Origin of the sequence: Paraburkholderia sp. BL23I1N1 (assembly GCF_003610295.1) — a bacterium.
Lineage (GTDB): Bacteria > Pseudomonadota > Gammaproteobacteria > Burkholderiales > Burkholderiaceae > Paraburkholderia.
In genome coordinates this window covers 4,445,192-4,468,806 of record NZ_RAPV01000001.1, presented here as the reverse complement: position 1 = coordinate 4,468,806, position 23,615 = coordinate 4,445,192, and the positions used below count along the sequence as shown (strand labels likewise).

The following is a 23,615-nucleotide window of genomic DNA, read 5'->3' as shown; positions in this document are numbered from 1 at the left end:
CCTACGCGCACCCGGCCCCCGTATCACCGCTAGCGGATCTCCAGGCGCTTCTGTGACGATGCCGCCTTCTTCGGCAAGGTCAGCGACAGCACGCCGTCCTGATACTGCGCCGCCGCCGTCGCTTCATCGACATCGCTCGCCAGCGAGAACGACCGGCTGATTGCGCCCGAATAACGCTCGCGTCGCAGCACCCGCTCGCCCTCCTTCAATTCCTTGTTGCGTTCCACCTTCGCGCTGATCGATACGGTGTTGCCGTCGATCTTCACGTCGATGTCCTTTTTATCGACGCCCGGCAGTTCTGCTTTAACCATGTACGCCGTGTCGTTTTCCGTCACATCGAGCTTCATGTCCGCCAGCGGTGCGTCATCGCCCGTTGCGATGCCGCGCAGGGGGCGGAACAAACCATGAAACAGATCCGGTACCGCTTCCATCGAGAACGGCTCATAACGTGTCAAGTTGCTCATCGTAGCTACTCCTCAAAAAGTCCATGATCGCCATGGATGTCACACAGCTTCAAACGGCCACTTCATCAACGACTTTAGGTCTCTACGTAGAACGTCCGTTGATATGTATCAATTGCCACGCGTAACCGGAGCGGTTCGCAAAACACTGACCTCCATCAATTCCGCAGGCCGGAGTCTGCTTATGCTGGAAGTGCCCTCTTGAATCTGCGGAGTCATCCATGCTTACCCGATCAACGGCGTCCATTCGCCGGCCGCTTCATGCGCAGAATCGTGAACGCATCGCCCGCCGCGGTTGGTCGCGCATCGACGCAGCGTTGCAGCGCCCCTGCTCGTATCGCCATCCGGCGGGACGCATCCGGCGAATCGAAACCCACATTTCCGTGATCTATCTGGCCGGGCGATTTGCGTACAAGATCAAGAAACCTGTCGATCTGGGATTCGTCGATTTCACGGACGTAGCCGCGAGGCTGCATGACTGCAATGAAGAAGTGAGGCTGAACCGGCGGGTCGCTCGCAAGTTCTATCTCAGCGTGGTGCCTGTGGTACGCCTCGGACCCATCCGTAAGATCGGCGCACGAGGGACGCCCGTCGAACATGCGGTCCGGATGAAGCGGTTCGACGAACGAGAATTGTTTTCCCACCTGCTCATGCGCGGCGAACTGGGTGTCGCGCAGATCGACCGGGTAGCCGAACGTCTTGCAGCGTTTCACCGCTGCGCCTCCACGCCCCCACCGCGCAGCATGCTGGGAACGGCAACGTTCGTGCGCGCACAGATGGAGACCGTGCTGACGTCGCTCGAACGGGAAGCCGGCTCACTCGTGCCCGCCGGTGTGCGTCAGTGGTGCGAAAGGGAAGCGGCGCGGCTCGCTGGGCATTTTGAGGCGCGTCGCGCGGGCGGGTTCGTGCGCGAATGCCACGGTGATTTGCACCTCGATAACATCGTGCGCAAAGGAAACGACGCTGTCATGTTCGACTGCATCGAATTCAGCGACGCCTTGCGCTGGATCGACGTCGCAAGCGACCTCGCTTTTCCGCTGATGGATCTGCAGGCACATGGCCGCTACGATCTCGCGTCGACGCTCCTGAACGGCTGGCTGCAACAGACCGGCGACTTCGGAGCACTCCCGGCGTTGCGTTTCTATATTGTCTACCGGGCATTGGTGCGGGCGCTTGTCGAAGTACTGAAGGCACGCGGGTCGTCCGCCGTGGACGGTCTCGCACGCGCCCGGAACTATGTGGCCTGCGCCGCCCGGATAGCAAGCGCGCCAGAGCCGTATCTGCTGCTCTGTCACGGCTATTCCGGTTCCGGCAAATCGATGGCGAGCGAGGCGCTTGCCACCCGTATCGGCGCAATCCGCCTCTCCAGCGATACCGAGCGCAAGCGAGCGCATCCGTTCGCGCCGCCGGACCACCACGCCCTGCCCGCTGCCGCGTACTCGCGCAAAGCGATCGACTCACACTACGATGCGCTGCTAGCGATGGCGCGCCGCGTGCTCGAAGCAGGCTATCCAGTACTAGTGGACGCGACGTTCCTGAAACAGCGGCATCGTGCGTCCTTCATCGAGCTGGCATGCGCGTTCGACGTGCCGGTGTTCCTGCTGGATTTCCACACGTCTGTGCGGCAGCTTGCCGAACGCGTACGCAAACGCGCAATGGACCCAGGTCAGTCGTCTGACGCCAATGCAGCTGTGCTGGTCAGGCAACTCGCGAACGAAGAGCCGCTCACGCCTGACGAAGTCGCTTTAACGGTTGCTTTCGATACGCACGTGCCGCTCGGCGCCTTTCAGCACGCGACGTACTGGAAACCGCTGTTGATCCGCATGCACCCGGAGAGTCCGGTAGAGCACGCTGTTCGCAGCGATACGACCCACTGGCAGACGAGCGGCTGGGACGCGGCTGGTTACCAGAGCGCCGCGTGATCGACATGCAAGCGACAGGCAAGCGCTTGCACACAATCGTGCCTGGCGATCCCGTTAGCGGATTGCCAGCACCGCGGCCCCCGTCAGCTTTCCCTCGCGCAAATCGGCGAGCACCTGGTTGGCCTCACCCAGCGGATAGCGCGTCGTTTCGATGTCGAGCGGAATCTCGGCGGCCAGACGCATAAACGCAAGCCCGTCTTCGCGCGTGAGATTCGCCACCGACACCACGCGACGCTCGCCCCATAGAAAGTCATAGGGAAAAGACGGGATGTCGCTCATGTGAATTCCGCCGCACACCACAATGCCGCCTTTCACCACTGCCTTCAGGGCGATCGGCACGAGCGCACCGACTGGAGCGAATAGCAGCGCGGCGTCGAGTTCGTCCGGCGCCGCTTCGTTACTGCTGCCGGCCCACGTCGCGCCGAGCCGCAGCGCGAGTTGCTGAGCCGCCACGTCGCCGGCACGCGTAAAGGCATAAACTGCGCGCCCCCTGACGAAGCGCGACCTGAGCGACGATATGCGCGGCTGCACCAAAGCCGTAGATTGCCGATGCGCTGCGCGTCGCCTGCCATGGCCAGAGTCCGATAGCCGATGAGTCCCGCGCACAGCAGCGGCGCCGCCTCCACGTCCGAATATCGGTCAGGTAGATGAAAGCAGTAACGGCTGTCTGCGACCGTGCGCTCGGCGTAACCGCCATCGATCGTGTACCCCCGTAAAACCCGGTTCATCGCACAGATTCTCGCGACCGGAGAGACAGTAACGGCAACGGCCGCAGGTATGGCCTAGCCATGGCACGCCGACCCGCTCCCCCACACTGAAGCCGCTTACTCCCGGCCCCACTGCCGCAACAGTGCCGACGATTTCATGCCCCGGGATCACCGGCCGCTTTGGATGGGGCAGTTCGTGGTCAATCAGATGCAGGTCGGTACGGCAAATACCGCATGCGTGGACATCGATCAGCAACTGGCCCGCAGCCGGCACAGGATCTGGAACCTGCAAGTCGCGCAGTAGACCCCCCGGCGTCATCGAATACCATTGCCCGCATCTCACCCCTCCCTTGCGTGATGGTTGGCGTTGGCACGGTTGTGGGAGGCGGTCTGTCTCACTTTGTCGGTTACGCACTTGATCGCGATCACCTGAATATAGTCGTGAACACGCGCACCGGCCGACAGACGACTGATTTCATCGCCTACCATACGTGCCAGATCGTCTTCCCTCAGTGCCGTCCCTTGTGCGATCTCGAGCAACGGGACCAACAGTTTATCGCGAGGCATGGCGGGACTCCTGGTGGGAAAAGATACGGCGCGCGGATCACTCGCAGAAACGGAAATAGCCGCTATGCAACAGGACCGGCTTGCCGCCGAGTTCACCCAGCAACCGCTGCGCGGCGTCTTCGATCGCACCCCGATGGGCCTCGAACGCACCGATCAGGTCGTCTTCGCGCAGCGATGCAGCGCTGAAATGATCTTCCAGCGCTTCAGCCGTGATCGCGCACCGGATGCGTTCACCATTGATCACGGCAGGGAACACCAGAACGGGATCCGGCCCGCCATACTGCGGGCGCTCCTGAGGAAAAGTGATATGCATCATGTCGTACCTCGGCTCGTATGCTCTCCAATGCTCACCTGCCCGGCAAGGCCCGGGCGGCTGCGCAACGGAGGTGCTCCTACATTGCTGGCAAAGCCATGGGAAATTCAATGTAACTCCTGACTTCCTTGACCCCATGCACGCTCTGCGCTGCGACACAGATTGCGCGTCGTTCTTCTTCCGACTGGACAACGGCCCACAGATGCACGATGCCTTGCTTGACAATCACGTTCTGACTGGGCTGCGCCCAACGATGATTGCTGAGTTCGCGCACGATCGCGTCGTGAATTTGCTGGTCGCCGGATGCAACCGGCAGCGCGTCGGCCGGGACGCTGGCGAGCGCACGAATCAGATTGGCGCGACTGACGATCCCAACCAGCTTGCCGTCGCGCATGACGGGCACGCGCTTGATCCGCCGCCGTTCCAGCAGATCCGCGATATCGGCAAGGGGCGTATCCTCCGCAACTGACACGACCTTATCGCTCATGACGTCGCGCACCGTGCGTGCGTGTTCCTTGACATACGTACTCGCGAGTTCACGGGTCGATGCAAAAAAGTCAAGCCACCATGATCTTCTCTTTCCTTCGGCATCAGCGTCAGTGTCGATTTCGGTTCGATGCAGCAGATCACCTTCACTGATCATGCCGATGACCTGCCCTCCCGCGTCAACCACAGGCATGCCACTGATGTGGTTATCGGCAAGCCGTTTTGCCGCCGCCTGCACAGTCATTTCAGGTGCTGTAACCACAACCGCTGGGGTCATCACGTCGATGGCATGCATAAGTCTCTCCTTAAGGAAATATCGTGACCGTCACTGCACTTCGCCTACTACCCCCGCGAAAACCCGTCTCGGCACGCCTGATCTGGTCCGCGCATATTCCGTAAGTCCACGCCGGGTCGCCATTACTCGCGTACATGCCGCGGCACATGCCCTTTAGCCGGATTGTCGTCGTGCCGCTCACATCGGTGGTTCGCTCGGCCCAGAAATAGGCAATGCCCGATTCGTGGGGCACTTCGGTCTCGATGAGCGAATCGTTGAGGCGGCTGATCGGCGTTCTCGAGTAAAGCTGCACATAAAGCCGCGTGCTGTTCCATATCTGATCGCACGCCGCGCGTGAACGACAGGTCACCCAGGCTTGTTCTCGCGCCTCTTCAAGCTGCGTCTCGGTATTCCGGAACGCAACCATCTGGCTTGCCGTGGTACAGGCCGCAAGACTGACCGTCATCAGCAGGAATAGCGCCTTGATCAAGTCGACCGGCAGGCGGATGCATTTCATATCAGCTCGCTTAGCGCCAATACTGTTCACTTGATGACCGCTTTCGGTGAAATTCGCTGATTCAGCGGCTCCGATCGTCGGCGTATCCGGAAGTTCGACATCTTTCGCTTCACGCCGCGGGGATTACGCTTGCCGCGGCTTTGCACGGCACGCCCACTGGCGATTTCCCGCAGTAAGCTGAGCCTCCAACTTTGCCACTGCTCAGGGGGGAACGGCCGCCGCCTCGGGCAGGCGTCGGTTCAACACGCGTACGGCATGAACGAACGATAAGTCTTCCGGGTGCTGCCCGCTGTCCTGGGCAGCCTCATACATCAGTCGACGGATCGCCGCGTGGGTAAGCATTAACGCATAGAACTCCTGACGGACCAGATCAGGCGTCTTGCTACGCAGCACCTTCTTGCCGTCGCACAGATGTGTCTTGATCTCGTCAAACATCTCTTCTATTTTCCAGCGCCGGTGGTACAGCGCCGCGAGTTCTATGGCAGGCGCCACCGCTGCGTCCAGCAGATTGGTGATCAGGCGATACTGCGGCTCGGCATCAGGCACACCTTCCAGGCAATACTCGATGACCCGCACCTGCATGCCGTTGCACTGGTGTCGCCTGTCGGTGTCACTGGCATAGACAGTGCTCAGGTACGAACCATCTGCCAGCGGCACTTCGCACGGCAGCCGCAAATTCGACTTCACGCGCCACAGCAGCTTCGCTCCGGTGGCCACCGCGTCGCGCCACATGTCATAGCCATAGAACAGGCGATCGGCCAGCACCAGCATGTCGTCCGAGAATGCCGGAAACAGCTGGCGTGTGAGCGCCTGTTCGCTGTGCTCGCATACCCCGCCCATCTGGACCTCACACAGCGCGTGCGTCGCACATTCGGCCAGCGCTACGAAGCGAATCTGCGGATACGCGGCCTCACCGCGCCCTCCCTGCGCATATCCGAACGCTTGCGCATTGGCCTTCTCATCGGGCACATCCAGCGTGGAGCCGTCCACGCTCATGACCCGATAGCCCGCATAGTCGCCGCCTGCGGTTCGTGGGTGTTGCGCCGCCTGCCGGGCGAACAGCTCGCGCATCACCTGCCATCCCAGGCGTGCGCGACCCTGCGAGATCGCCGCCTTGCTGACCTGCGCGTCGCGTACCTGGTCGCCGTAGATGCGCCGCAGTCCCTCGATCACCAGACGAAACACTTCCTCATAGGCCACGCGCGGATACAGGCACATCGCCATCACGAAATACACCAGCACTTCACGCGGCATGTCGCGGCGCACGCGCGTCTGCACGCCGCACTTCGTGAGCGCCTCCTTGACCTGTCCCAGGGAGCAGTTCAGCGCCAGATACCCCACCGCCAGATAGTCCGCGAGCCGCGCCCCGCCTGGCAGCGTTGCTTCCGTTCTTGCCATCCTTCAAGCTCTTCTTGTTGGTTCAGAGGCTTGAAAGTTAACACAAATTTGAGCTTGTTAACAGTATTGCGCTTAGCGCCCCAATTGGTTGGATCGAGTCTCGCGCTGACAGTCGCCGACGCAGCAAGGATTTCCGGGAAAACAGGCGGACTGAAAGCAAAATCCGGCTGCGGAATAGTCCTGGCCTTTTTATCGCATGTCAGCGACCTATATGACCGCCCACGTGGCGCCCGCCTGCGTATATCGTGGAAACCAGTCTACGTGCAGGTTCGTCGCCGGAATTGACCAAGGTCAACCGCACCGCGTGTGAATGGCATCGGTTGGTCGGTAGCGCGGATGGGCCACTTTCTTGATCTGGCTGCGGCGCGCCAACGGCCGCCCGTGACTCGATTGACTCAGATCAATTACGGCGGCCATCGGAAAGCTACAGTTCTCTACGAAAGCTCTCGCTGCTGCGCACAATCCAGCTCGAAGCGCCGCAACAAAGTGCGTCAAAGCCGTGCACTGAAACACTTCACCGTCGGCGCCCCTGCGTCCCGTAGAGGTTGTCGCACCGGAGGTGCGTCCTACGTCGGAAGTGACCGCGCCGACACAGCCGTTTTGTCGTAAGCCAAGCGCCGTAGAACCCTGAGGAACCTGAAATGGACACCCGCTCCACGCCGGCCGTCGTTGAAAATCCCACGCTTATGGACAGGACTGCGGTATCCCCCGCCACCGAATCTTTTCGTGCACTCGATCATGCGAAAGAAGCCATGATCGCGCGCATGACCGGGGGCTTGTCGCCGGCGTCGCTGCGAGCAGCGCTTGCCGACTGGCTCATTCATCTCGCGGCGGCGCCTGGCAAGCAACTGGAACTTGCGTCGCTCTGCGCCCAGAACGCGCAGCGCATCACGGAATACATGATTCGGACTGCGCTCGGTTGCTACGCCCAGCCGGTGGCAGAACCGTCTGCAGGCGATAACAGGTTTGTCGCCGAACCGTGGCAAACCGAACCATACCGGTTCTGGCAACAGGCCTTTCTGTTGACCGAACAATGGTGGAATGTCGCAACTCATGACGTGCCGGGCACAACTCGCCATCATGAGGACGTGGTGTCGTTCAGCGCCCGCCAGTTGCTCGATATGATGGCTCCGACGAATTTCCCGTTCACCAATCCCGAAGTCTCGCAGCGCGCCGCTTCGACGCTCGGTGTCAGCCTCATCGACGGAGTGCGCAACGCGCTCGAAGACGCGGCCCGACATGCGGGTGGTCAGCCTCCGGCAGGATTCGATCAGTTCAAAGTCGGGGTCAATCTCGCCACCACGCCCGGCAAGGTCGTGTTTCGCAATCACCTGATCGAACTCATTCAATACAGCCCCGCCACAAGCACGGTGCTGGCCGAGCCGGTTCTGATCGTGCCGGCGTGGATCATGAAGTACTACATCCTGGATCTCTCGCCGCACAACTCGCTGATTCGCTATCTGGTCGAACAGGGACACACGGTGTTCTGCGTCTCGTGGCGCAACGTGGATGCCGAAGACCGCGAACTCAGCCTCGAAGATTACCGGCAACTCGGCGTGATGGAAGCGCTCGACGCGGTCTCAAGCATCGTCCCGGACAGCAAGATTCATGCGACCGGCTATTGCCTTGGCGGCACCTTGCTGTCAATTGCTGCGGCAGCGATGGCGGGTTCGGGTGACAACCGGCTGGCTTCTGTCACCCTATTTGCCGCACAAACAGACTTCACCGAGCCAGGGGAGTTGCAACTTTTCATCGACGACAGCGAAGTCTATTTTCTCGAAAGCATGATGTGGTCACAGGGCTATCTTGCCGCCGATCAGATGTCGGGTGCATTCCAGCTGCTACAGTCGAACGACCTCATCTGGTCGCGTATCGTCTACGACTATTTGTTGGGAGAGCGCGCGCCGATGATCGACCTGATGGCGTGGAACGCCGATACCACGCGCATGCCGTACCGGATGCATTCCGAGTACCTGCGCCGCCTCTTCCTGAACAACGATCTGGCGTGTGGCCGGTATCAAGTCGACGACCGTCCTGTATCGATCCGCAACATTCGGGCACCGCTGTTCGTGGTATCGACGGAGCGCGACCATATTGCGCCGTGGCATTCGGTCTACAAGATCCACAACCTGTCGGATACCGAGATCACGTTCGTCCTCACCAGTGGCGGCCACAATGCCGGGATCGTCAGCGAGCCTGGGCACGCGCATCGCTATTTCCGGATCTATCGGACCGCGGCGGACGATCTGCGCGTGAGTCCTGACGAATGGCTTGCTGCGAGCGCATCGCAGCAAGGCTCCTGGTGGCCCGCGTGGACCGACTGGCTCAAGGCGCATTCAAGCCCGGAGCGCGTCGCGCCCCCCGTTGTTGCGTCCGATGCGCACGGGGGAACACTCGGCGACGCACCCGGCACCTTCGTCTTCCAACACTGAGCGAACTCACATGGACGACATCCTGTTGCGAAATCGAACCTTCGATCAGCTTGAGATCGGCGAAGCCGCTTCGCTCGTCAGGCTTGCCGAACAGAACGACATCGACCTGTTTGCCGCCATGTCCGGCGATGTCAATCCGGCCCACACCGACGCCGTCTTCGCATCAGGCGATCTGTTCGGGCACGTGGTCGTGCAGGGCATGTGGACGGCCAGTCTCATTTCGGCCGTGCTCGGAACGAAACTGCCAGGTCCCGGCACCATCTACCTCGATCAGAATCTGCAGTTCCAGCGTCCGGTCGTGCCAGGCGACGTCATCACCACCACGGTTACCGTGAAGGAGAAACACACTGAGAAGCACATCGTCCTGCTCGATACATGTTGCACCAACCAGAAGGGCCAGATGGTGCTGCTCGGCACCGCTACCGTGATCGCACCCAACATGCCGGTCGTCTGGCCGCGGAAGGTCCGTCCGGATATCTCGGTACGCCGACACGACCGGTATGAAGCATTCATCCGCAACGCCCGGTCCAGTCCCGCGCTACGCACGGCGATCGTTCATCCGTGTTCGGTGGATGCGATCAGGGCCGCTATCGAGGCACGTGACGAAGGCTTGCTCGATCCGCTGCTGATCGGCCCGGAAGCCAGGATCCGCGCCGCCGCCGAGGCCGCTCACGTCAGCCTCGAAGGTGTAACGATCGAAGCCGTCGAGCACAGCCATGCAGCTGCCGCCCGCGCGGTCGAACTGGGCGCCGCCGGCAAGGTCGACGCGTTGATGAAAGGCAGCCTGCACACTGACGAACTGCTTTCCGCAGTGGTTGCATCATCGTCGAATCTGCGGACCGGGCGAAGGATCAGCCACGCGTATGCGATGGACGTGCCGGCGTATTCGAAGCCGCTAATCGTCACCGATGCGGCCATCAACATTGCGCCGTCGCTGGAACAGAAAACGCGATATCTGCCAGAACGCGATCGATCTTTTGCATGTGCTGGGCGTTGAAGTGCCGCGCGTCGCCGTGCTGGCCGCCGAAGAAACGGTCAACCCCAGAATGCAGACCACGCTCGACGCCGCCGCGCTCACCGTGATGGCCGCGCGCGGACAAATCACCGGCGCTCTGGTAGACGGGCCGCTCGCCTTCGACAATGCGATCAGTCTGGCCGCAGCACAAGTCAAGGGCATCAACTCGCCCGTCGCCGGTCAGGCTGACATCCTGCTCGTCCCCGATCTGGAAGCGGGCAACATGCTGGCCAAGCAATTGATGTACTTCGCCGGCGCCGACGGCGCTGGCATTGTGCTTGGCGCGCGTATTCCGATCATCCTGACCAGCCGTGCCGACACCCTGCGAGGGCGCCTGGCCTCTGCCGCCCTCGCCAAGCTGGTGGCGGCACATAACCGGCGAGGGATTGTCCGATCATGAGCACGCCGCTGCTGCTTACGTTCAACCCAGGCTCGTCGACGATCAAGATCGGGCTATTTAGCGTCACCACCGGTGAAGCCACGAGAATCGGTCAGGGCATGATCGATTTCCGGCAGCAGCCGCTGCGGCTTCATCTCACCAATGGCGGCAAAACCGGTGAGCTTCCGCTTAAAGCGGCTGTCACCGAAGATCTGCACGACGTGCTCGACGAGACGCTGGGATGGTTCGCCACCCACTTCCCGCTCGACGATCTCGTTTCGGTCGGGCATCGCGTCGTGCACGGAGGCGATCGCTTTGCCGGACCGGTTGCAATCGATGGCGACACGCTCGCAGCGATCGCCGAACTCGTTCCGCTCGCGCCGTTGCATCAACCGCAGAGTGTCCGGCTCATTCGCGCAATCCGGCATCTGCGGCCTCATCTCGTTCAGTCGGCATCGTTCGACACGGCGTTTCACCGTACACAGACGGATCTCGTGCGCCGCTTTGCCATTCCGCGTGACCTCTTCGACAAGGGTGTCAAGCGTTATGGTTTTCATGGCCTGTCCTATCAGTTCGTGATTGGCCAGCTCGCCCATCAGTTCCCGCAACTCGCCCGCGGCAAGGTCGTTGCGGCGCACCTGGGCAGCGGTGCGAGCCTGTGCGGCTTCGAAGCTGGCAAGAGTTGCGACACGAGCATGGGCTTCTCCACGCTCGACGGCATTCCGATGGCCACCCGCTGCGGCGCACTCGACGTCGGTGTCGTGCTGCACCTGGTTGAACAGCAGGGCCTCAGCATCAAGGAGGTCGAGAAAATGCTGTACGAAAAGTCCGGCTTGCTCGGCGTATCGGCTATCAGCGCCGATAGCCGCGAACTGCTGGCGAGTGACCGGCCCGAGGCCCGCGAAGCAATGGATCTGTTCGCTTTTCGTATTGCGGGCGAAACTGCGCGGCTCGCGACCAGCCTCGGCGGCCTGGATAGCCTCGTGTTCACGGCGGGAATCGGCGAACACCAGCCGGAGACACGCCGCGCTGTCTGCGAGCGACTCGCGTGGTTAGGTGTCGAACTCGATCCCCAAGCGAACGACGGCAACGCACGTCTCATCAGCAGCGCCCGCAGCCGGGTGGCCGTGCTCGTGCTGCCAACCGACGAAGAGCAGATCATCGCCAGCGAGGCAGTGTCGGTCCTCCATCAGGAGGAGGCGAAAACATGAAGCCGATCATCGATCTGGCCGGCAAACGCGGACTGGTTGTCGGCATTGCCAACGAGCACAGCATCGCCACGGGCTGCGCCACCGTGTTTCGCGCGGCCGGCGCGGAGTTGGCGATCACGTACCTGAACGACAAGGCCGAGCCGTTTGTCCGCCCGGTCGCGCAGGCGCTCGGGCCGTGCATCGTTTTGCCCTGCGACGTCCGCATTCCCGGTCAACTGGAAGCGGTATTCGAACGGATCGCGAAAGACTGGGGGCGGCTAGACTTCGTGCTGCACTCGATCGCCTTCGCACCGGCCGGCGATCTGCACGCCAGTCTGGCTGACTGCTCGGCCGAAGGCTTCGCGCTCGCGATGGACGTTTCCTGCCACTCGTTCATCCGCATGGCCAGGCTCGCACTGCCCCTCATGACCGAAGGCGGGAGCCTGATGACGGTGAGCTTTTACGGCGCCGAGCGCGCGGTCGAACACTACAACGTCATGGGTCCTGTAAAGGCAGCACTCGAGGCGAGCGTGCGTTATCTCGCTGCCGACCTGGCGGCACGCCGTATTCACGTTCACGCCATCTCCGCCGGCGCAGTCAAGACACGCGCCGCGACCGGCATCGACCACTTCGACGTCTTGCTTGACGACGTTCGTGCGCACACGCCGGCGCATCATCTCGTCACGGTCGAGGAAATCGGCCGGATCGCGGCCGTCCTCGCGAGCGAAGCCGGTATGACCCTGACGGGCTCGACGATCTATGCAGATGCGGGCTTCCATGTCATGGCGTGAAACAAGCGAGTTGGAAGAACGCCCAACTTCGCGAGCACCTTGGCACCCGGCGCGGTTGCCAGGGTAACGGTCGCCGGCTGCAGTCGGTTCGTTGGCTTGTATCAACCCGTCCATGCGACGCGCGGCGCCGGATAGAACCCAGCAGGAACACTTTGAATAGCACGGGTCAGTGGGATGCTAGCGGCCTATACCGGGGTCTATCAGCAGTAGTGTCACCATGGTCAGGCCAGAATGCTACCCGCCTATATATCGCATCACGATTGCGTTAAACACGAAATGGGACCCATGCATCCCGAGTCGCCCGGCCGCATCGGCGCGATCCACGATATGTTGCTGATCAAAAGGTTTGCTCGACTGTATGCAAGCATACGAGGCGCCGCTGGCAACCGAAGATCAATTGGCGCAGGCGCACTCGTTGCCGTATATCCATTCTGTCGCCAGCATGGCGCCGCTTGAGGGCTATGTGCGCGTCGATCCCGACACCAGCGTGAACCGTTATACATACACAGCGGCGTTGCGCGCAGCCGGTGTGGCCGCGCATGTGAGAGTGCTCATTGATATGGATTCCTGACCGCCTCTCATGGACAAACACTACCTGACGCCGCTTTTCTCTCCCACCTCCATTGTGGTCTTCGCCGGCAAGGCCGGCGAAGCGGACAGTCAAAGCCGTTACGGCCGTGGCGTGAGCGCCCTGATACGGGAGAGCGGCTTCGCCGGACCCGTCACTTTCCTTGATGTGAGCATGAGCGGCACGCTTGGCGAGCTGGCCCATTCGCGCGCCGATCTGGCTGTCATTGCTCTGCCAGAAGAGGAACTGCCCTCTGCACTGGAAGTCGCCGGGCGTATCCAGTGTCAGGCCGCCCTGATCATTTCGTCCGGTGTCGATGAAGCGCATGCCAAAGCGCTGCACGCCATTGCACGCAAACACGGCATTCATTTGCTGGGACCGAACTGTCTTGGCTATCAGCGCCCCCGGCTGAAGATCAACGCGAGCGTCGCGGGTCCACTCGCGCGGGAGGGATCGCTGGCCCTCGTCTCGCAGTCCGGTGCGCTAACCTGTTCGATACTCGATTGGGCCAGCAAGAATGCGGTGGGCTTCTCGACTGTGGTGTCGCTCGGGCCAAATTCCGCGGTTGACCTCGCTCAAACCCTGGATTTCCTGGCAACCGACCCGGCCACCCAAAGCATCGTGATCTACATGGAGGGCATCACTGACGCGCGCCGGTTTCTCAGCGCCCTGCGGGCCACGGCGAACACCAAGCCCGTCGTCGTGCTCAAGGCCGGCCGCAAAGCCGCCGGATCACAGGTCGCGCTAACCCATTCCGGCAACATCATAGGCAGTGACGAGGTGTTCGATGCGGCCTTGCGCCGGGCCGGCGCCGTGCGCGTCAAATCGTTCGCCCAGCTATTTTCCGCAGCCAAGTGTCTCGCCTCACGCTATCGTCCAGTCGGGTCGCGGCTGGCAATCGTGACCAACGGCGGCGGCCCGGGCGTACTGGCAGTTGACTGGCTGACTGAGTTGGGCTTGGCGCTGGCGCGGCCGTCACCGGACATGACTGCCGCTTTGCTACCGCAATTGCCGCCACTCGCAGTGCTGGCGAACCTGCTGGACCTGTCGGAAGAAGCAGGTCCGGAGCACTACCGGGCGGCCATCGCCGCCTGCGCCGGAGATGCACAGGTTGACGGCATACTCGTCATCTATTCCCCCAGGCTGGACGTCGACCCGGCTGCGGTAGCAGAAGCGCTGGTTCTCGCAAGCGCCAACATCGGCAAGCCGTTGCTGACCTGCTGGATGGGCGATGAAACGGTCGCCGGGGCACGGGAAATCATCAATAGCGCCGGTATCGCGACCTTCCGCTCGCCCGAGGCGGCGGTCGATGCTTTCGGCAACATCGCTTCGTTCTACGAGAACCAGCAACTGCTGCAACAGACGCCCCCGCCGCTGTCGCAACTTGCCAAGCCGGATCTGGCAGGCGCGCACATCCTGATCGAAAGCGTACTGACCGAGCGGCGCAAAGTGCTGACGGAAATGGAATCGAAAGCCCTGTTGGCCGCTTTCCATATCCCGATCACGCAAACCATCCTGGCCCACAACGCCAACGAAGCGATGCTGATTGCCAGCCAGCTCGGCTATCCGGTCGCTCTGAAAATAGATTCGCCCGATATTCCGCACAAATCCGATGTTCAGGGCGTCGTCCTCAACGTCCTGAACGCCACCAGCGTGCGCGATATCTACAACGACATGATGGCGAGCGTACGCCGGCTCAGACCAGAGGCACAGATCAACGGCGTGACCATTCAGAAAATGTCCGGCAAGAAGTACGGGCGCGAATTCTATATCGGGATGGTCACCGATCAGCCATTCGGCCCGGTTATCACGTTTGGCGCAGGCGGCACCATGATCGAATTGATCAACGACCGCGCAGTCGAGTTACCGCCGCTTAACCAGTTCCTGTCGCAGCGCCTGATCCAGCGGGTACGCTCGGCTGAAACGCTGGGTGAATGGCGCGGTGCGCCGGCCGCCCCGCAGGAGGCGATCGAGCACATTCTATTGCGCGTGTCGGAAATGGTGTGCGCACTGCCGCAACTGCGCGAGATGGACATCAATCCGCTGATCGTCGACGAAACCGGCGCGCTGGCGGTCGACGCACGTATCGTGATCGACAATGCACAACCCTTGCTGCATCGTTACGACCATCTGGCTATCCTGCCATATCCGTCGAACTACACGCAGGAATGGCCGATGCCTGGTGGTGGCCAATACATTTTGCGTCCTGTTCAGCCGGACGACGCCGACATGCTGCAGTCCTTCGTGCGCAAGCTGTCGGACCAGTCGCGCTACTACCGCTTTGTCTCATCGCTGCGCGAACTGTCGGTACCCATGCTGGCGCGCTACACGCTGATCGACTACGACCGCGAAATGGCACTCGTTGCTGTCTACAAGGAGCGCACGCCAGGCACGGATGGCGAGTTCACCGAAACGGAACGCATGATCGGCGTTTCGCGCTACATCGCCAACCCTGACCTCACCAGTTGCGAGTTCTCGCTAGTCGTGGATGACGAATTCAACGGTCAGGGGCTCGGCTCGCGCCTGATGCTGTCCATCATGGACGTCGCGCGCCACAAAGGCCTGAGCGAAATCGATGGCCTGGTGCTGGTTAAAAATGCCGGTATGCTGAAGCTGATGAAAAACCTCGGCTTCCAGATCCAGATTTACGTGGACGATCCGGATTTCAAACTCTGCAGCAAAACCTTGTAAGTGCATGAGCACCACCTGTCTTCTGGAACGCTATCCTCTGAAGATATCGAACGGCTCGATCTTCAGGACCTTCCGCACGCCGATATAGCTGGAGATCCCGGCAATCAGCAACACCATGCCGAACGCCAGCGCAAGGTTCCAGAACGTCGTAATGGCTGCGTAGTTGGGCACCGAGACCTTGGCGATCGAAATCACCACGGTGACCAGACCGACGCCCAGCCCATAACCGGTCAGTGCCGTGAAGGTCGCCATGAACAGGATCATGTACACCAGTTCACGGCCCTTCGCGCCTATGGCCTTGAGCGCGCCGAACTTGTCGAGGTTCTCCAGAATGAAAGTGTAAAAAGTCTGGCCCGAGATCGACAGTCCCACGATAAAGCTAATCACGGTCATCAACAGGATGTTGGTACCGATGCCCGTCTGATACGTGTAGTAGTTCGCAATATGCTGATTGAACTCATTTTTGGTCAGCGCAACGTAGCCGAGTTTGGCCACCTGCTGTTTGATGCCTGCAATCGCGGCGTCATTCTTCGCCTGCACCAGGATATAGGAGATCGTGAAGCGCGTTCCCGGGACGTACTGGATCGCCCGATTGTAGGTCGTGTAAAGCGTCGGCACGCCGTTCAGTCCATTGGCTGCGACTCTCGCGACGCCGACAATCACCCCGCGGTGGTCGTTGAGCTCGAATGCCGTGCCAATTTTCGGGTTCTCCAGCTTCGAGAATTCCGAGTCCTTTACCACCATGAATGCATCGTCGGCATAGATATCCAGAATGTTGCCCTGCTGGATTTCTGGGCGGCCGAACAGACTGGCATCGTCCAGCCCGACCACACTGACCGCCTGATACGTCCCGTCCGCGAGTCTGACCTGCGCACCGCCGATATAGAGCGGCACCGCGTAAGCGACGCCGTCCATGCTGAGGGCTGCGTCCAGCAGGTAGTCGGGCAACGGAATGGGGCTCGTCGGCGTGTTGACGGCCGGGTCCATGATCCACATTGATGCGCCAATATTGGTCACCGTCGAATAGGCGCGGTTCAGGATGCCGGCGAACATCGCGGTCATCTGCATCATCAGGAATACCGCGAACGTGATCCCAATCAGTAAGGCAGAGAACTTCGCCCGGTCGTTAACCAGCAGCTTGAAGCCGATCCGCATGATGCCGCTGTACTTCATGATCCCTGGCCTCCGCTCGCTTCACCCTGCCCGTTCCACCATCCGCCGCCGAGTGCGACGAACAAGGCGACCGTGTCCTGATGGCGCTGGGCGACGGCCTGGAGATAGGCAATAGTCGCCTGGTGGAGTTGTACGTCGGCGATCAGGACATCCAGGTAGCCAACGGTCCCTGCGCGGTAACCGGCCTGCAGCAGGGACAACGCCCCTAACGCATCGCGCTGCGCTTCCGCTTGCGCTTCCAGCGCCTGCGCGTCGTATTCCAGTGCCTTCAGCGCGTCGGCGACCTGCTCGAACGCGGCCAGCACGGTCTGCCGATAGTTGGCGAGCGATTGCTGGTACGCATCGATCGCCGCCTTGCGACCGTACCACAGGCTGCCCCCCTGAAATAGCGGAATGGTGATCGACGGACCGATGCTCCAGAACCTGAAACTGTCCGTCGAGAGATTGCCGAAGCTGGTCCCGCCCGCGCCGTAGGTCCCACTCAGGTTAATGCTCGGGAACATCGCTGCGGTCGCCACACCGATGTTGGCACTGGCCGCATGCAACTGTGCCTCGGCAGACAGAATATCCGGGCGCTGCCGCACCAGTTCGGAAGGTAAGCTGACGGGAAGGTCTTTGGGCAGCGAGAGGGAACTCAAGTCGATTTCCGGCGGGTTCGCTTCGGAGGGAAACAGGCCTTCCAGCGTCGCGAGCAGATGATCTGCCTCGCTGATCTTCTGCCTCAGGGGAGCAAGCGATGCCTGGTTGGTGGCGATCAGACTGCGCACGCTCAGCACACTCGCATAGGCAGACGTGCCGGCGCGCACCTGGGCTTCGGTGATCTCGAGTTGCTGCTTCTCGAGGCCGATCAATTGCTCGGTCGCGCGGATCTCCGCGGCATAGGCCGCCTGCGCGATCGTGGTATTCACCACGTTGGCCGTCAGCGTGAGGTAGGCAGCCTTGGTCAGGTAGCGCTGATAGTCGGACTGGGCCTGCAATCCTTCTACGGTTCGGCGCTTGCCGCCAAACACATCGAGCGCGTAACTGATGGTGCCGCTTGCGGTGATCAGATTGAAGACCGTGCCGTGCCCGGCCAAACCGTTCGTGCCCGGCGAATTGCGCTCGCGCACGGCCTCCGCCTGTGCGCCAATCTGTGGAAAGAACACGCCGTAACCGGCACGCAGATTGTCCTGGCTCTCGCGCAAGCTAGCCTCGGACGCCTCGAGCGTCGGGTTGTGGGCGAGCGCCTCATCGACGCTTGCGTCCAGTTGCGCCGACCCGAACAGGCGCCACCAGTCGAACGGAACCGCGGCGCCCGGCGTGAAATGCTGCGTCTCGCTATCGGCGGTGACTGTTGTCGCAGCTAGCGGCTCGTGAGTGTAGGCATGCCCGGCTGGCGGCGCCGGGCGGCCGAAATTGGGTCCTACCGCGCAGGCACCCAGCAAGGCTGCGGCCATCACACCGGGCAAAACCCCGCGCAATGCGCAGCGCCGCGAGACGCGCGGCGTGAGCACATTAGCGAATGTCTGGATGAGCGAAGACATTACTTGGGCCCGATAAAGACATCGACCAGCAGGCCCGGATAAACCATTGGAAGATCTTGTTTCCTGAAGCGGAAAATCACCGGCAACACGCGCAGATCGACTTTTTCCTGGCGTTGATTGGATAGCTCGATCTTTGGCGAAACATAGGGCTGCACACGCACGAACTCCAGCGGCACCTTGACGTCGGTGCCGCGCACCGAAAGTTGCGCCTGGATGTGCCCAGGAGCCGGCAGCCGCGAGACGAGAATCTCGTCGATGTAACAACGCACCGACAGATAGTCCTGCGACGCGCCCATGACGATCAGTGGATCGAATCCCTGCGTGTAGGCGTCGTACACACCCTGCGACGACACATAGCTGCCGGGCGTGCCGTTGAGCGCCAACACGATCCCAGCGGCTTGCGCCCTGACGGTATATTTTTGCAGCAACGCGCTAGCGGCCTTGTAGGACTGGGTGAGCGCCTCATACTGCTTTTGTGCATTGCTGATGTCGTAACTCCACGCCCCCGCCCTCGTCAGTTCGTACTGCCGCTGCGCGACCTCCAACGTGGCCTGCGCCTGGGCGACCGCGTCTTGCGCGGTATCCACCACGTCCTTGCTGATCGACCGGTTGTCGATCTGGTAAGACGCAAGGCGCTTGTCATACTGATCGCGGGCGGCTTTGAGGTTCGACTGCGCCTGATCGACCTGCGCCCTCGTCACCGCCAAAGTTTCCTTGCGCGGCTGTGCCTGGAGTTCCTGCAAGGCAACCCACGCCGCCTCGGACTGCGCGTGCAGTTGCTCGGTAGTGGAAATCTGCACGGAATCGTCGATCTTGAGTAACGGCGTTCCCGCCGTGACCTGCTGGCCCTCGTGCACCAGTACCTGCGTGATCGGGCCCGACACTTCCGGATAAATATTGACGTTCTGGCCGCCTACCTGTTCGCTTTCGACAATGCCGTCCGCGTAGATTGCCGACGCATACGGGTTGCTCACCGGCGTAAAAACGGGCGGTTCAGCCTTGCGCTGCATGCCGAAGACAAAGGCGCCTGCCAGTCCCGCCAGGATGCCGAGGATCGAAAGGGCAAAAATAATCCTGGTTCTCATTCCGTGCCCTTGTCGAGACCGGTGATGCGCCCGTCTTCCATATGGATGATCCGGTCGGCGTATTCGTTGATGCGTGCATCGTGCGTCACGATGACGATGCAACGATTCTGATTGAGGATCTTCTCCTTGACGAAGGCAATGATCATCCTTCCCGTGTCGCCGTCGAGCGAAGCGGTAGGCTCGTCGAGAATCAGGATCTGTGGACCGCTCACGATCGCACGCGCGATCGCCACACGCTGCTGTTCGCCCCCCGAGAGCTTGACTGGCAATATCTCGCTGCGGTTTTTCAGTCCGACGACCTCAAGGCATTTCATCGCAGCCGTGATGGATTCTTTCCAGTCCTGATGTTTCAGGATCAGCGGAATCGCGACGTTCTCGGCGCTGGTGAGTCGAGGAAACAGATGGTAGTCCTGGAAGACAAAGCCGATACTATTCAGACGAAAGTCCGCCAGGCGGTCGTCGTCCAATGTCCAGAGGTCGTCGCCGTTGACTCTCACCGTGCCTGCATTGGGTCGCAGGATGCCGGAGATCATGCTGAGCAAGGTGGTCTTGCCACTGCCGGACGGCCCGACGATGAATAACATTTCGCCGAAGTGCGCAACGAAATCCACGCTGTTGACGGCCGTCATTCTCGTGCTACCGTCTCCGAACCATTTGGTCAGGCCGGCCGCTACGATGGCTTCGTGTTTCGCTTGGTCAATCATTCTGGGAACCCGTAGCCGCTGCCCGCGCTGAATAAGACCTCTGATCCGGCGCCCGCTTCGTCGAGCCATGGGGCGGCGTTTTGCGTTACGTACATGAGTAACTATCGTGTCCGAAAACGAGGCCACACCGTTGATTTAGGTCAATTAGGGTCATAGGAATCATTCCCCCTCGGGATCCCCTGAAATTTTCGAACTGGCATCGGCCCGAAAGCAGAACGCCCAGCGATACACGATGCTTTCATCCTTGCGTGAAGAAGTGGTGGCTGCCCGCTCGCGTGCGAGGGCCGCAGCGGCGCTCAGATGCTGGCCTACCCCTACCTATCTGGCCTGGCATTGCCCCTACAGGGGCAGAAGCTCCTCCGTTGATTTGTATCAATCCGCCCATTGCGCGCTGGTCTAAGGTGGGATCAGCCGACGCAAAAATGCGCGTGTCATGAGGCTTGCGCGCTGCATGGCTTTCTTCACCTCTTTCGACGCACGGCCGTACCGATCCTGGCCGACCTCGTGGTTCTGTTTCGCTAATGTGTTCACCGATTCCAGAAGGAGTTCGCCATGTCCCACCGCAACGAAGAAGTTGTATATCTGCTGGCCCGCGCAGCGACGCTCGACGCCGCCGTGCGGGCCCTTGCGCGTGCGCTCGAGGCTCCGAACGAGGACCCGAGATTTGCACTTAAAGGCATCGAGTACAAGGCATTGAGCGACAAGCACGGCTTTACCGTCACGCTTCACGGTCTCACGCTTTTCCCCGTTTATGAACAGGTGCTGGACCGATCCGGCGAATGTCCCGATCTCTTCGCACGGATTCACCTGTGCCTGCCAGAGGATGGCGGGAAGGCGGGTAAGCCCATCGTCAGTCTTCTAATCGCAGACACGGGCGACTATTCGGACGATGGCAGCACCAGGATGGGCTACAGCACTTTCGATGTCACCGGCAAACCCAGCGATCTCAACCGATATCGGCTTTCGGTCTCCATTGCTCAGGCCTTGCAGGCTACTTTGCCAGTGCTCTCTACGGTAGACGGCGCGTTTTCCTCTGCGAAGACCGAACACAGTCCAGCGCCAACGGGACCACTGCGCGCCGCCTAGTTTCTGCGAATGTCACCATCGCGCGCGTCGGCAACCGAACGCCAGGGGCAGTGATGGTGCGGTGACGGCGGCTTACAGGCCCGAAGGTATCTCGTCCAGATCCTGTGGGCACCTGACCAGAAGCAGCGGAACTTCTGCACGCCGCAAGAACGCTTCCGCAACGCTGCCCAGCAACGATCGCGCTATTCCACGCCGGCCTTGTGTGCCCATCACCATCAGGCCGGCGCCCTGGCGTTGCACGCAACGCGCGAGGCAGTGAGGAATATCGTCCGCTGCATCCCTGGTCTCCTCGATCTCGGTGTCGCCGGGCACGCCACGCTCAGCCATAGCGCGGCGCGCCTCCTCGAGAGCAATGCGGCCGTCTTCACGTAGCACTTTACGAAGCTCGTCCGGATCGAAATAGCCCGCGTACCGGGACATGCACCACGGATGGACGACATAAACCGCGTGAAGCCGCGCTTGCGTGAGCTCAGCAAATTCGAGCGCTTCGTACAGCGCCCATCTGGATGAGTCGCTACCATCCAGAGCCACGACAATTTTCTGATACATGACCTGGTCCTCATAGACGTTGCAGGAAGCCCTCTCGACGGCTCGATGCTGCTTGCCGTGGCGCAGGTAATCGGAGCGGCGCCTTTCACACTCGCATCGAGCCGCGCAACGAGCCGAAATCGGTGCGAGGCTGCCGCGTCGTCGTCCCCTCAGCAAGACCGAATTCAGGCCGCTCGTGCACAGCCAGGATGCGCGCCTCAACGTCACGCGGGAAGACATTCAGGCTGGCGTTATATCGGTCGACCGCCTCGTCGTACGCCTGTCGTGCGACGTCGATCTGCCTGTCGACGCCCCCAAGTTGCCTCGCCAGCGACCTGAAGCGGGGGGCTTTGTGAAAGCGCCTGTCATTGCCGGACTCGACCAGAAGACGTGATAGCGCGTCGCCCAATTGTCGTTGTGAGATCTCAAACCGCTCGAATGCAACCCGATCAACCATTGTTTCCGGCGCTGTCCGGATGCAGTCCAGGTCGGCTTGCGCGTCCATCACTGCCGCGACCAATGCATCGTTTCGATTCGCCACGGGTTGTACGAGCGTGATCAGTTCCCTGGCGAGCTCGGCACGCTTCTGGTACTGCTGAAGGACCTCCTTCAGAGCGGCGCTTACCTCGACATCGTCCGCCGGAACAAAGCGAGGCAGGCAGCCACCTAGCAAAGCGACGGCCACGAACGACATGACAGCCCATGCGATGGCTTTCCTCATGTCTTAACCTCGATGCGAGTCGGCATAGTCAGGTCTCTCGTTGCAGAACGCATCAGGGTCGTAGTAACCGGCGTACGGAGAAACGCACCAGGGATTGACAATATAGACGGGATGAAGCCGCCCCTGAGCGAGCGCAGCGACGTCGAGCGCTTCGGCGGCGCTTCGTGCCAGACCTTTTATATTCCCGGCATCACCGGATAAGGTTCCGTATGGTCTTCCACCCGCTTCACTCCGGGAATGCTTTCTGCCGCAACGCGAACGGCCTCGACTGCCTCCATCGAGTGATAGATGCCCCACAGGTGCACAACGCCGTCGTTCACGACAATATTGCGTCCGGCGAAGGCCCATTTGTGGCCGGCCAGTTCGCCCATCAGCGTCGCACGGATATCCGCATCCGAGAGGACCTCGTCCGCCACCGGCTCTTCGGGAATGCTGGCCAATGCCTGAACAAGATTGGCACGGCTCACGATACCGACAAGCTGACCCGCCTTGGTCACGGGAACCCGCTTGATATGCCGCTTTTCCAGAATGCCGGCCACTTCGCCCAGAGGCGTGTCCTCGCTCACAGAAACGACTTTGACAGTCATCACGTCTCTAACTTTCGGCGCATGTGTCCTAATGTAGTCCCTGGCGTCATCAGTCGACGAAAAAAACTCAAGCCACGACGACCGCTGATGTGCGTCGGTGCCGAGTTCTACCCGGCGCAGCAGATCGCCTTCGCTGATCATGCCTACGACGTGCCCTTCCGCATCCATAACGGGTGCGCCGCTGATTCCTTTATCGATAAAAATCTTCGCAACTTCGCGCACGTTCATGTCGGGCATGACGGATATCACGTTGCTGGTCATTACATCGGATGCACGCATGGCAAGTCTCCTGAACTGTCTCATTCCCGGTTTCCCTACGAGGCCAGATCGTCGTTACGCAGCACCAGCTAGTACTGCAGTCGCCTGCCATACTGCGCATACGCATCGACACCATACGCACCGCACATCCGTGGGCACCAGGCGCAAGTTACGCGACAGGCAATCTGGCTTCGTGTGTATTCAGGTTATGCGCGGAAGCGGTCCTGCCATTTGACATG

At 60.9% G+C, this 23,615-nt stretch carries 20 protein-coding genes and 2 pseudogenes; 8 read left to right on the top strand and 14 right to left on the bottom strand.

Annotation, left to right across the window (positions count from 1 at the left end):
• Positions 1–29: 29 nt before the first annotated feature.
• The gene (locus tag B0G76_RS20885) at positions 30–464 is read right to left on the bottom strand and encodes an Hsp20/alpha crystallin family protein (RefSeq protein WP_120294239.1); all 435 of its coding nucleotides are present in this window, start codon (positions 462–464) and stop codon (positions 30–32) included.
• A gap of 218 nt (positions 465–682) precedes the next feature.
• Between B0G76_RS20885 and B0G76_RS20880 the strand changes: the two genes are divergently transcribed.
• A complete protein-coding gene (locus B0G76_RS20880) occupies positions 683–2,383 on the top strand; it encodes a bifunctional aminoglycoside phosphotransferase/ATP-binding protein (protein WP_120294238.1) in 1,701 nt (566 codons plus the stop codon).
• A gap of 54 nt (positions 2,384–2,437) precedes the next feature.
• On the opposite strand, the pseudogene B0G76_RS20875 reads toward B0G76_RS20880, so the two are convergent.
• The 6 genes and pseudogenes from B0G76_RS20875 to B0G76_RS20850 all read right to left on the bottom strand — a co-directional run bounded on the left by B0G76_RS20875 (position 2,438) and on the right by B0G76_RS20850 (position 6,645).
• Positions 2,438–3,428, bottom strand: a pseudogene (locus B0G76_RS20875) (zinc-dependent alcohol dehydrogenase family protein).
• Position 3,429: 1 nt separating this feature from the next.
• Complete coding sequence (locus B0G76_RS20870; RefSeq protein ID WP_120294237.1) at positions 3,430–3,657, bottom strand: DUF3562 domain-containing protein; 228 nt, start codon at positions 3,655–3,657, stop codon at positions 3,430–3,432.
• 37 nt (positions 3,658–3,694) lie between these two features.
• A complete protein-coding gene (locus B0G76_RS20865; protein ID WP_120296619.1) occupies positions 3,695–3,970 on the bottom strand; it encodes a DUF1488 domain-containing protein in 276 nt (91 codons plus the stop codon).
• 79 nt (positions 3,971–4,049) lie between these two features.
• Positions 4,050–4,751 carry a CBS domain-containing protein gene (locus B0G76_RS20860; RefSeq protein ID WP_120294236.1) on the bottom strand — a complete coding sequence of 234 codons (702 nt, stop codon included), beginning with the start codon at positions 4,749–4,751 and terminating at the stop codon, positions 4,050–4,052.
• Positions 4,752–4,761: 10 nt separating this feature from the next.
• Complete coding sequence (locus tag B0G76_RS20855) at positions 4,762–5,247, bottom strand: hypothetical protein (RefSeq protein ID WP_120294235.1); 486 nt, start codon at positions 5,245–5,247, stop codon at positions 4,762–4,764.
• A gap of 201 nt (positions 5,248–5,448) precedes the next feature.
• Positions 5,449–6,645 carry an IS4 family transposase gene (locus tag B0G76_RS20850; RefSeq protein ID WP_120293067.1) on the bottom strand — a complete coding sequence of 399 codons (1,197 nt, stop codon included), beginning with the start codon at positions 6,643–6,645 and terminating at the stop codon, positions 5,449–5,451.
• A gap of 686 nt (positions 6,646–7,331) precedes the next feature.
• Here B0G76_RS20850 and B0G76_RS20845 point away from each other — a divergent pair.
• The 6 genes and pseudogenes from B0G76_RS20845 to B0G76_RS20820 all read left to right on the top strand — a co-directional run bounded on the left by B0G76_RS20845 (position 7,332) and on the right by B0G76_RS20820 (position 15,711).
• Positions 7,332–9,077, top strand: coding sequence for an alpha/beta hydrolase (locus B0G76_RS20845; RefSeq protein ID WP_259460856.1), 1,746 nt, complete (start codon positions 7,332–7,334; stop codon positions 9,075–9,077).
• Positions 9,078–9,087: 10 nt separating this feature from the next.
• Positions 9,088–10,492: pseudogene (locus B0G76_RS20840) on the top strand (bifunctional enoyl-CoA hydratase/phosphate acetyltransferase).
• Positions 10,489–11,682, top strand: a complete 1,194-nt coding sequence (locus tag B0G76_RS20835; protein ID WP_120294233.1) for an acetate/propionate family kinase — start codon at positions 10,489–10,491, stop codon at positions 11,680–11,682. Before B0G76_RS20840 ends, B0G76_RS20835 begins: the two are co-directional and overlap by 4 nt.
• Positions 11,683–11,690: 8 nt before the next feature.
• Complete coding sequence (gene fabI, locus B0G76_RS20830) at positions 11,691–12,452, top strand: enoyl-ACP reductase FabI (RefSeq protein ID WP_220700794.1); 762 nt, start codon at positions 11,691–11,693, stop codon at positions 12,450–12,452.
• Positions 12,453–12,810: 358 nt separating this feature from the next.
• Positions 12,811–13,023: a hypothetical protein gene (locus B0G76_RS43915; protein WP_259460662.1), complete on the top strand. Its 213-nt coding sequence runs from the start codon at positions 12,811–12,813 to the stop codon at positions 13,021–13,023.
• Between the two features lie 9 nt (positions 13,024–13,032).
• Positions 13,033–15,711, top strand: a complete 2,679-nt coding sequence (locus B0G76_RS20820; protein ID WP_120294231.1) for a bifunctional acetate--CoA ligase family protein/GNAT family N-acetyltransferase — start codon at positions 13,033–13,035, stop codon at positions 15,709–15,711.
• Between the two features lie 30 nt (positions 15,712–15,741).
• Here the strand turns inward: B0G76_RS20820 and B0G76_RS20815 are convergent, their stop codons facing one another.
• Genes B0G76_RS20815 through B0G76_RS20800 form a run of 4 tightly spaced genes read right to left on the bottom strand, consistent with a single transcriptional unit; the run spans position 15,742 to position 20,196 of the window.
• Positions 15,742–16,884, bottom strand: a complete 1,143-nt coding sequence (locus B0G76_RS20815) for an FtsX-like permease family protein (protein WP_120294230.1) — start codon at positions 16,882–16,884, stop codon at positions 15,742–15,744.
• A complete protein-coding gene (locus tag B0G76_RS20810; RefSeq protein ID WP_120294229.1) occupies positions 16,881–18,407 on the bottom strand; it encodes an efflux transporter outer membrane subunit in 1,527 nt (508 codons plus the stop codon). The genes B0G76_RS20815 and B0G76_RS20810 overlap by 4 nt, the downstream gene beginning before the upstream one ends.
• Positions 18,407–19,492, bottom strand: a complete 1,086-nt coding sequence (locus B0G76_RS20805) for an HlyD family secretion protein (protein WP_120294228.1) — start codon at positions 19,490–19,492, stop codon at positions 18,407–18,409. Before B0G76_RS20805 ends, B0G76_RS20810 begins: the two co-directional genes overlap by 1 nt.
• Positions 19,489–20,196 carry an ABC transporter ATP-binding protein gene (locus B0G76_RS20800; protein ID WP_120294227.1) on the bottom strand — a complete coding sequence of 236 codons (708 nt, stop codon included), beginning with the start codon at positions 20,194–20,196 and terminating at the stop codon, positions 19,489–19,491. The genes B0G76_RS20805 and B0G76_RS20800 overlap by 4 nt, the downstream gene beginning before the upstream one ends.
• A gap of 552 nt (positions 20,197–20,748) precedes the next feature.
• Here B0G76_RS20800 and B0G76_RS20795 point away from each other — a divergent pair.
• Positions 20,749–21,282, top strand: coding sequence for a hypothetical protein (locus tag B0G76_RS20795; RefSeq protein ID WP_259460661.1), 534 nt, complete (start codon positions 20,749–20,751; stop codon positions 21,280–21,282).
• A gap of 72 nt (positions 21,283–21,354) precedes the next feature.
• Here the strand turns inward: B0G76_RS20795 and B0G76_RS20790 are convergent, their stop codons facing one another.
• The 3 genes from B0G76_RS20790 to B0G76_RS20775 all read right to left on the bottom strand — a co-directional run bounded on the left by B0G76_RS20790 (position 21,355) and on the right by B0G76_RS20775 (position 23,397).
• Positions 21,355–21,831: a universal stress protein gene (locus tag B0G76_RS20790; protein ID WP_120294226.1), complete on the bottom strand. Its 477-nt coding sequence runs from the start codon at positions 21,829–21,831 to the stop codon at positions 21,355–21,357.
• Between the two features lie 85 nt (positions 21,832–21,916).
• Complete coding sequence (locus B0G76_RS20785) at positions 21,917–22,531, bottom strand: LemA family protein (protein ID WP_120294225.1); 615 nt, start codon at positions 22,529–22,531, stop codon at positions 21,917–21,919.
• 176 nt (positions 22,532–22,707) lie between these two features.
• On the bottom strand, positions 22,708–23,397 hold the full coding sequence (locus B0G76_RS20775; RefSeq protein ID WP_120294224.1) for a CBS domain-containing protein: 690 nt from the start codon (positions 23,395–23,397) through the stop codon (positions 22,708–22,710).
• Between the last annotated feature and the right edge of the window lie 218 nt (positions 23,398–23,615).

Coding starts and splice junctions, on each gene's coding strand:
- B0G76_RS20865 (WP_120296619.1), bottom strand. CDS start 3,970: ATGCATATCACTTTTCCTCAGGAGCGCCCGCAGTATGGCGGGCCGGAT.
- B0G76_RS20860 (WP_120294236.1), bottom strand. CDS start 4,751: ATGCATGCCATCGACGTGATGACCCCAGCGGTTGTGGTTACAGCACCT.
- B0G76_RS20820 (WP_120294231.1), top strand. CDS start 13,033: ATGGACAAACACTACCTGACGCCGCTTTTCTCTCCCACCTCCATTGTG.
- B0G76_RS20800 (WP_120294227.1), bottom strand. CDS start 20,196: ATGATTGACCAAGCGAAACACGAAGCCATCGTAGCGGCCGGCCTGACC.
- B0G76_RS20885 (WP_120294239.1), bottom strand. CDS start 464: ATGAGCAACTTGACACGTTATGAGCCGTTCTCGATGGAAGCGGTACCG.
- B0G76_RS20845 (WP_259460856.1), top strand. CDS start 7,332: ATGGACAGGACTGCGGTATCCCCCGCCACCGAATCTTTTCGTGCACTC.
- B0G76_RS20870 (WP_120294237.1), bottom strand. CDS start 3,657: ATGCCTCGCGATAAACTGTTGGTCCCGTTGCTCGAGATCGCACAAGGG.
- B0G76_RS20815 (WP_120294230.1), bottom strand. CDS start 16,884: ATGAAGTACAGCGGCATCATGCGGATCGGCTTCAAGCTGCTGGTTAAC.
- B0G76_RS20775 (WP_120294224.1), bottom strand. CDS start 23,397: ATGCGTGCATCCGATGTAATGACCAGCAACGTGATATCCGTCATGCCC.
- B0G76_RS20810 (WP_120294229.1), bottom strand. CDS start 18,407: ATGTCTTCGCTCATCCAGACATTCGCTAATGTGCTCACGCCGCGCGTC.
- B0G76_RS20785 (WP_120294225.1), bottom strand. CDS start 22,531: ATGAGGAAAGCCATCGCATGGGCTGTCATGTCGTTCGTGGCCGTCGCT.
- B0G76_RS20795 (WP_259460661.1), top strand. CDS start 20,749: ATGTCCCACCGCAACGAAGAAGTTGTATATCTGCTGGCCCGCGCAGCG.
- B0G76_RS20880 (WP_120294238.1), top strand. CDS start 683: ATGCTTACCCGATCAACGGCGTCCATTCGCCGGCCGCTTCATGCGCAG.
- B0G76_RS20850 (WP_120293067.1), bottom strand. CDS start 6,645: ATGGCAAGAACGGAAGCAACGCTGCCAGGCGGGGCGCGGCTCGCGGAC.
- B0G76_RS20855 (WP_120294235.1), bottom strand. CDS start 5,247: ATGAAATGCATCCGCCTGCCGGTCGACTTGATCAAGGCGCTATTCCTG.
- B0G76_RS43915 (WP_259460662.1), top strand. CDS start 12,811: ATGCAAGCATACGAGGCGCCGCTGGCAACCGAAGATCAATTGGCGCAG.
- B0G76_RS20835 (WP_120294233.1), top strand. CDS start 10,489: ATGAGCACGCCGCTGCTGCTTACGTTCAACCCAGGCTCGTCGACGATC.
- B0G76_RS20805 (WP_120294228.1), bottom strand. CDS start 19,492: ATGAGAACCAGGATTATTTTTGCCCTTTCGATCCTCGGCATCCTGGCG.
- B0G76_RS20790 (WP_120294226.1), bottom strand. CDS start 21,831: ATGTATCAGAAAATTGTCGTGGCTCTGGATGGTAGCGACTCATCCAGA.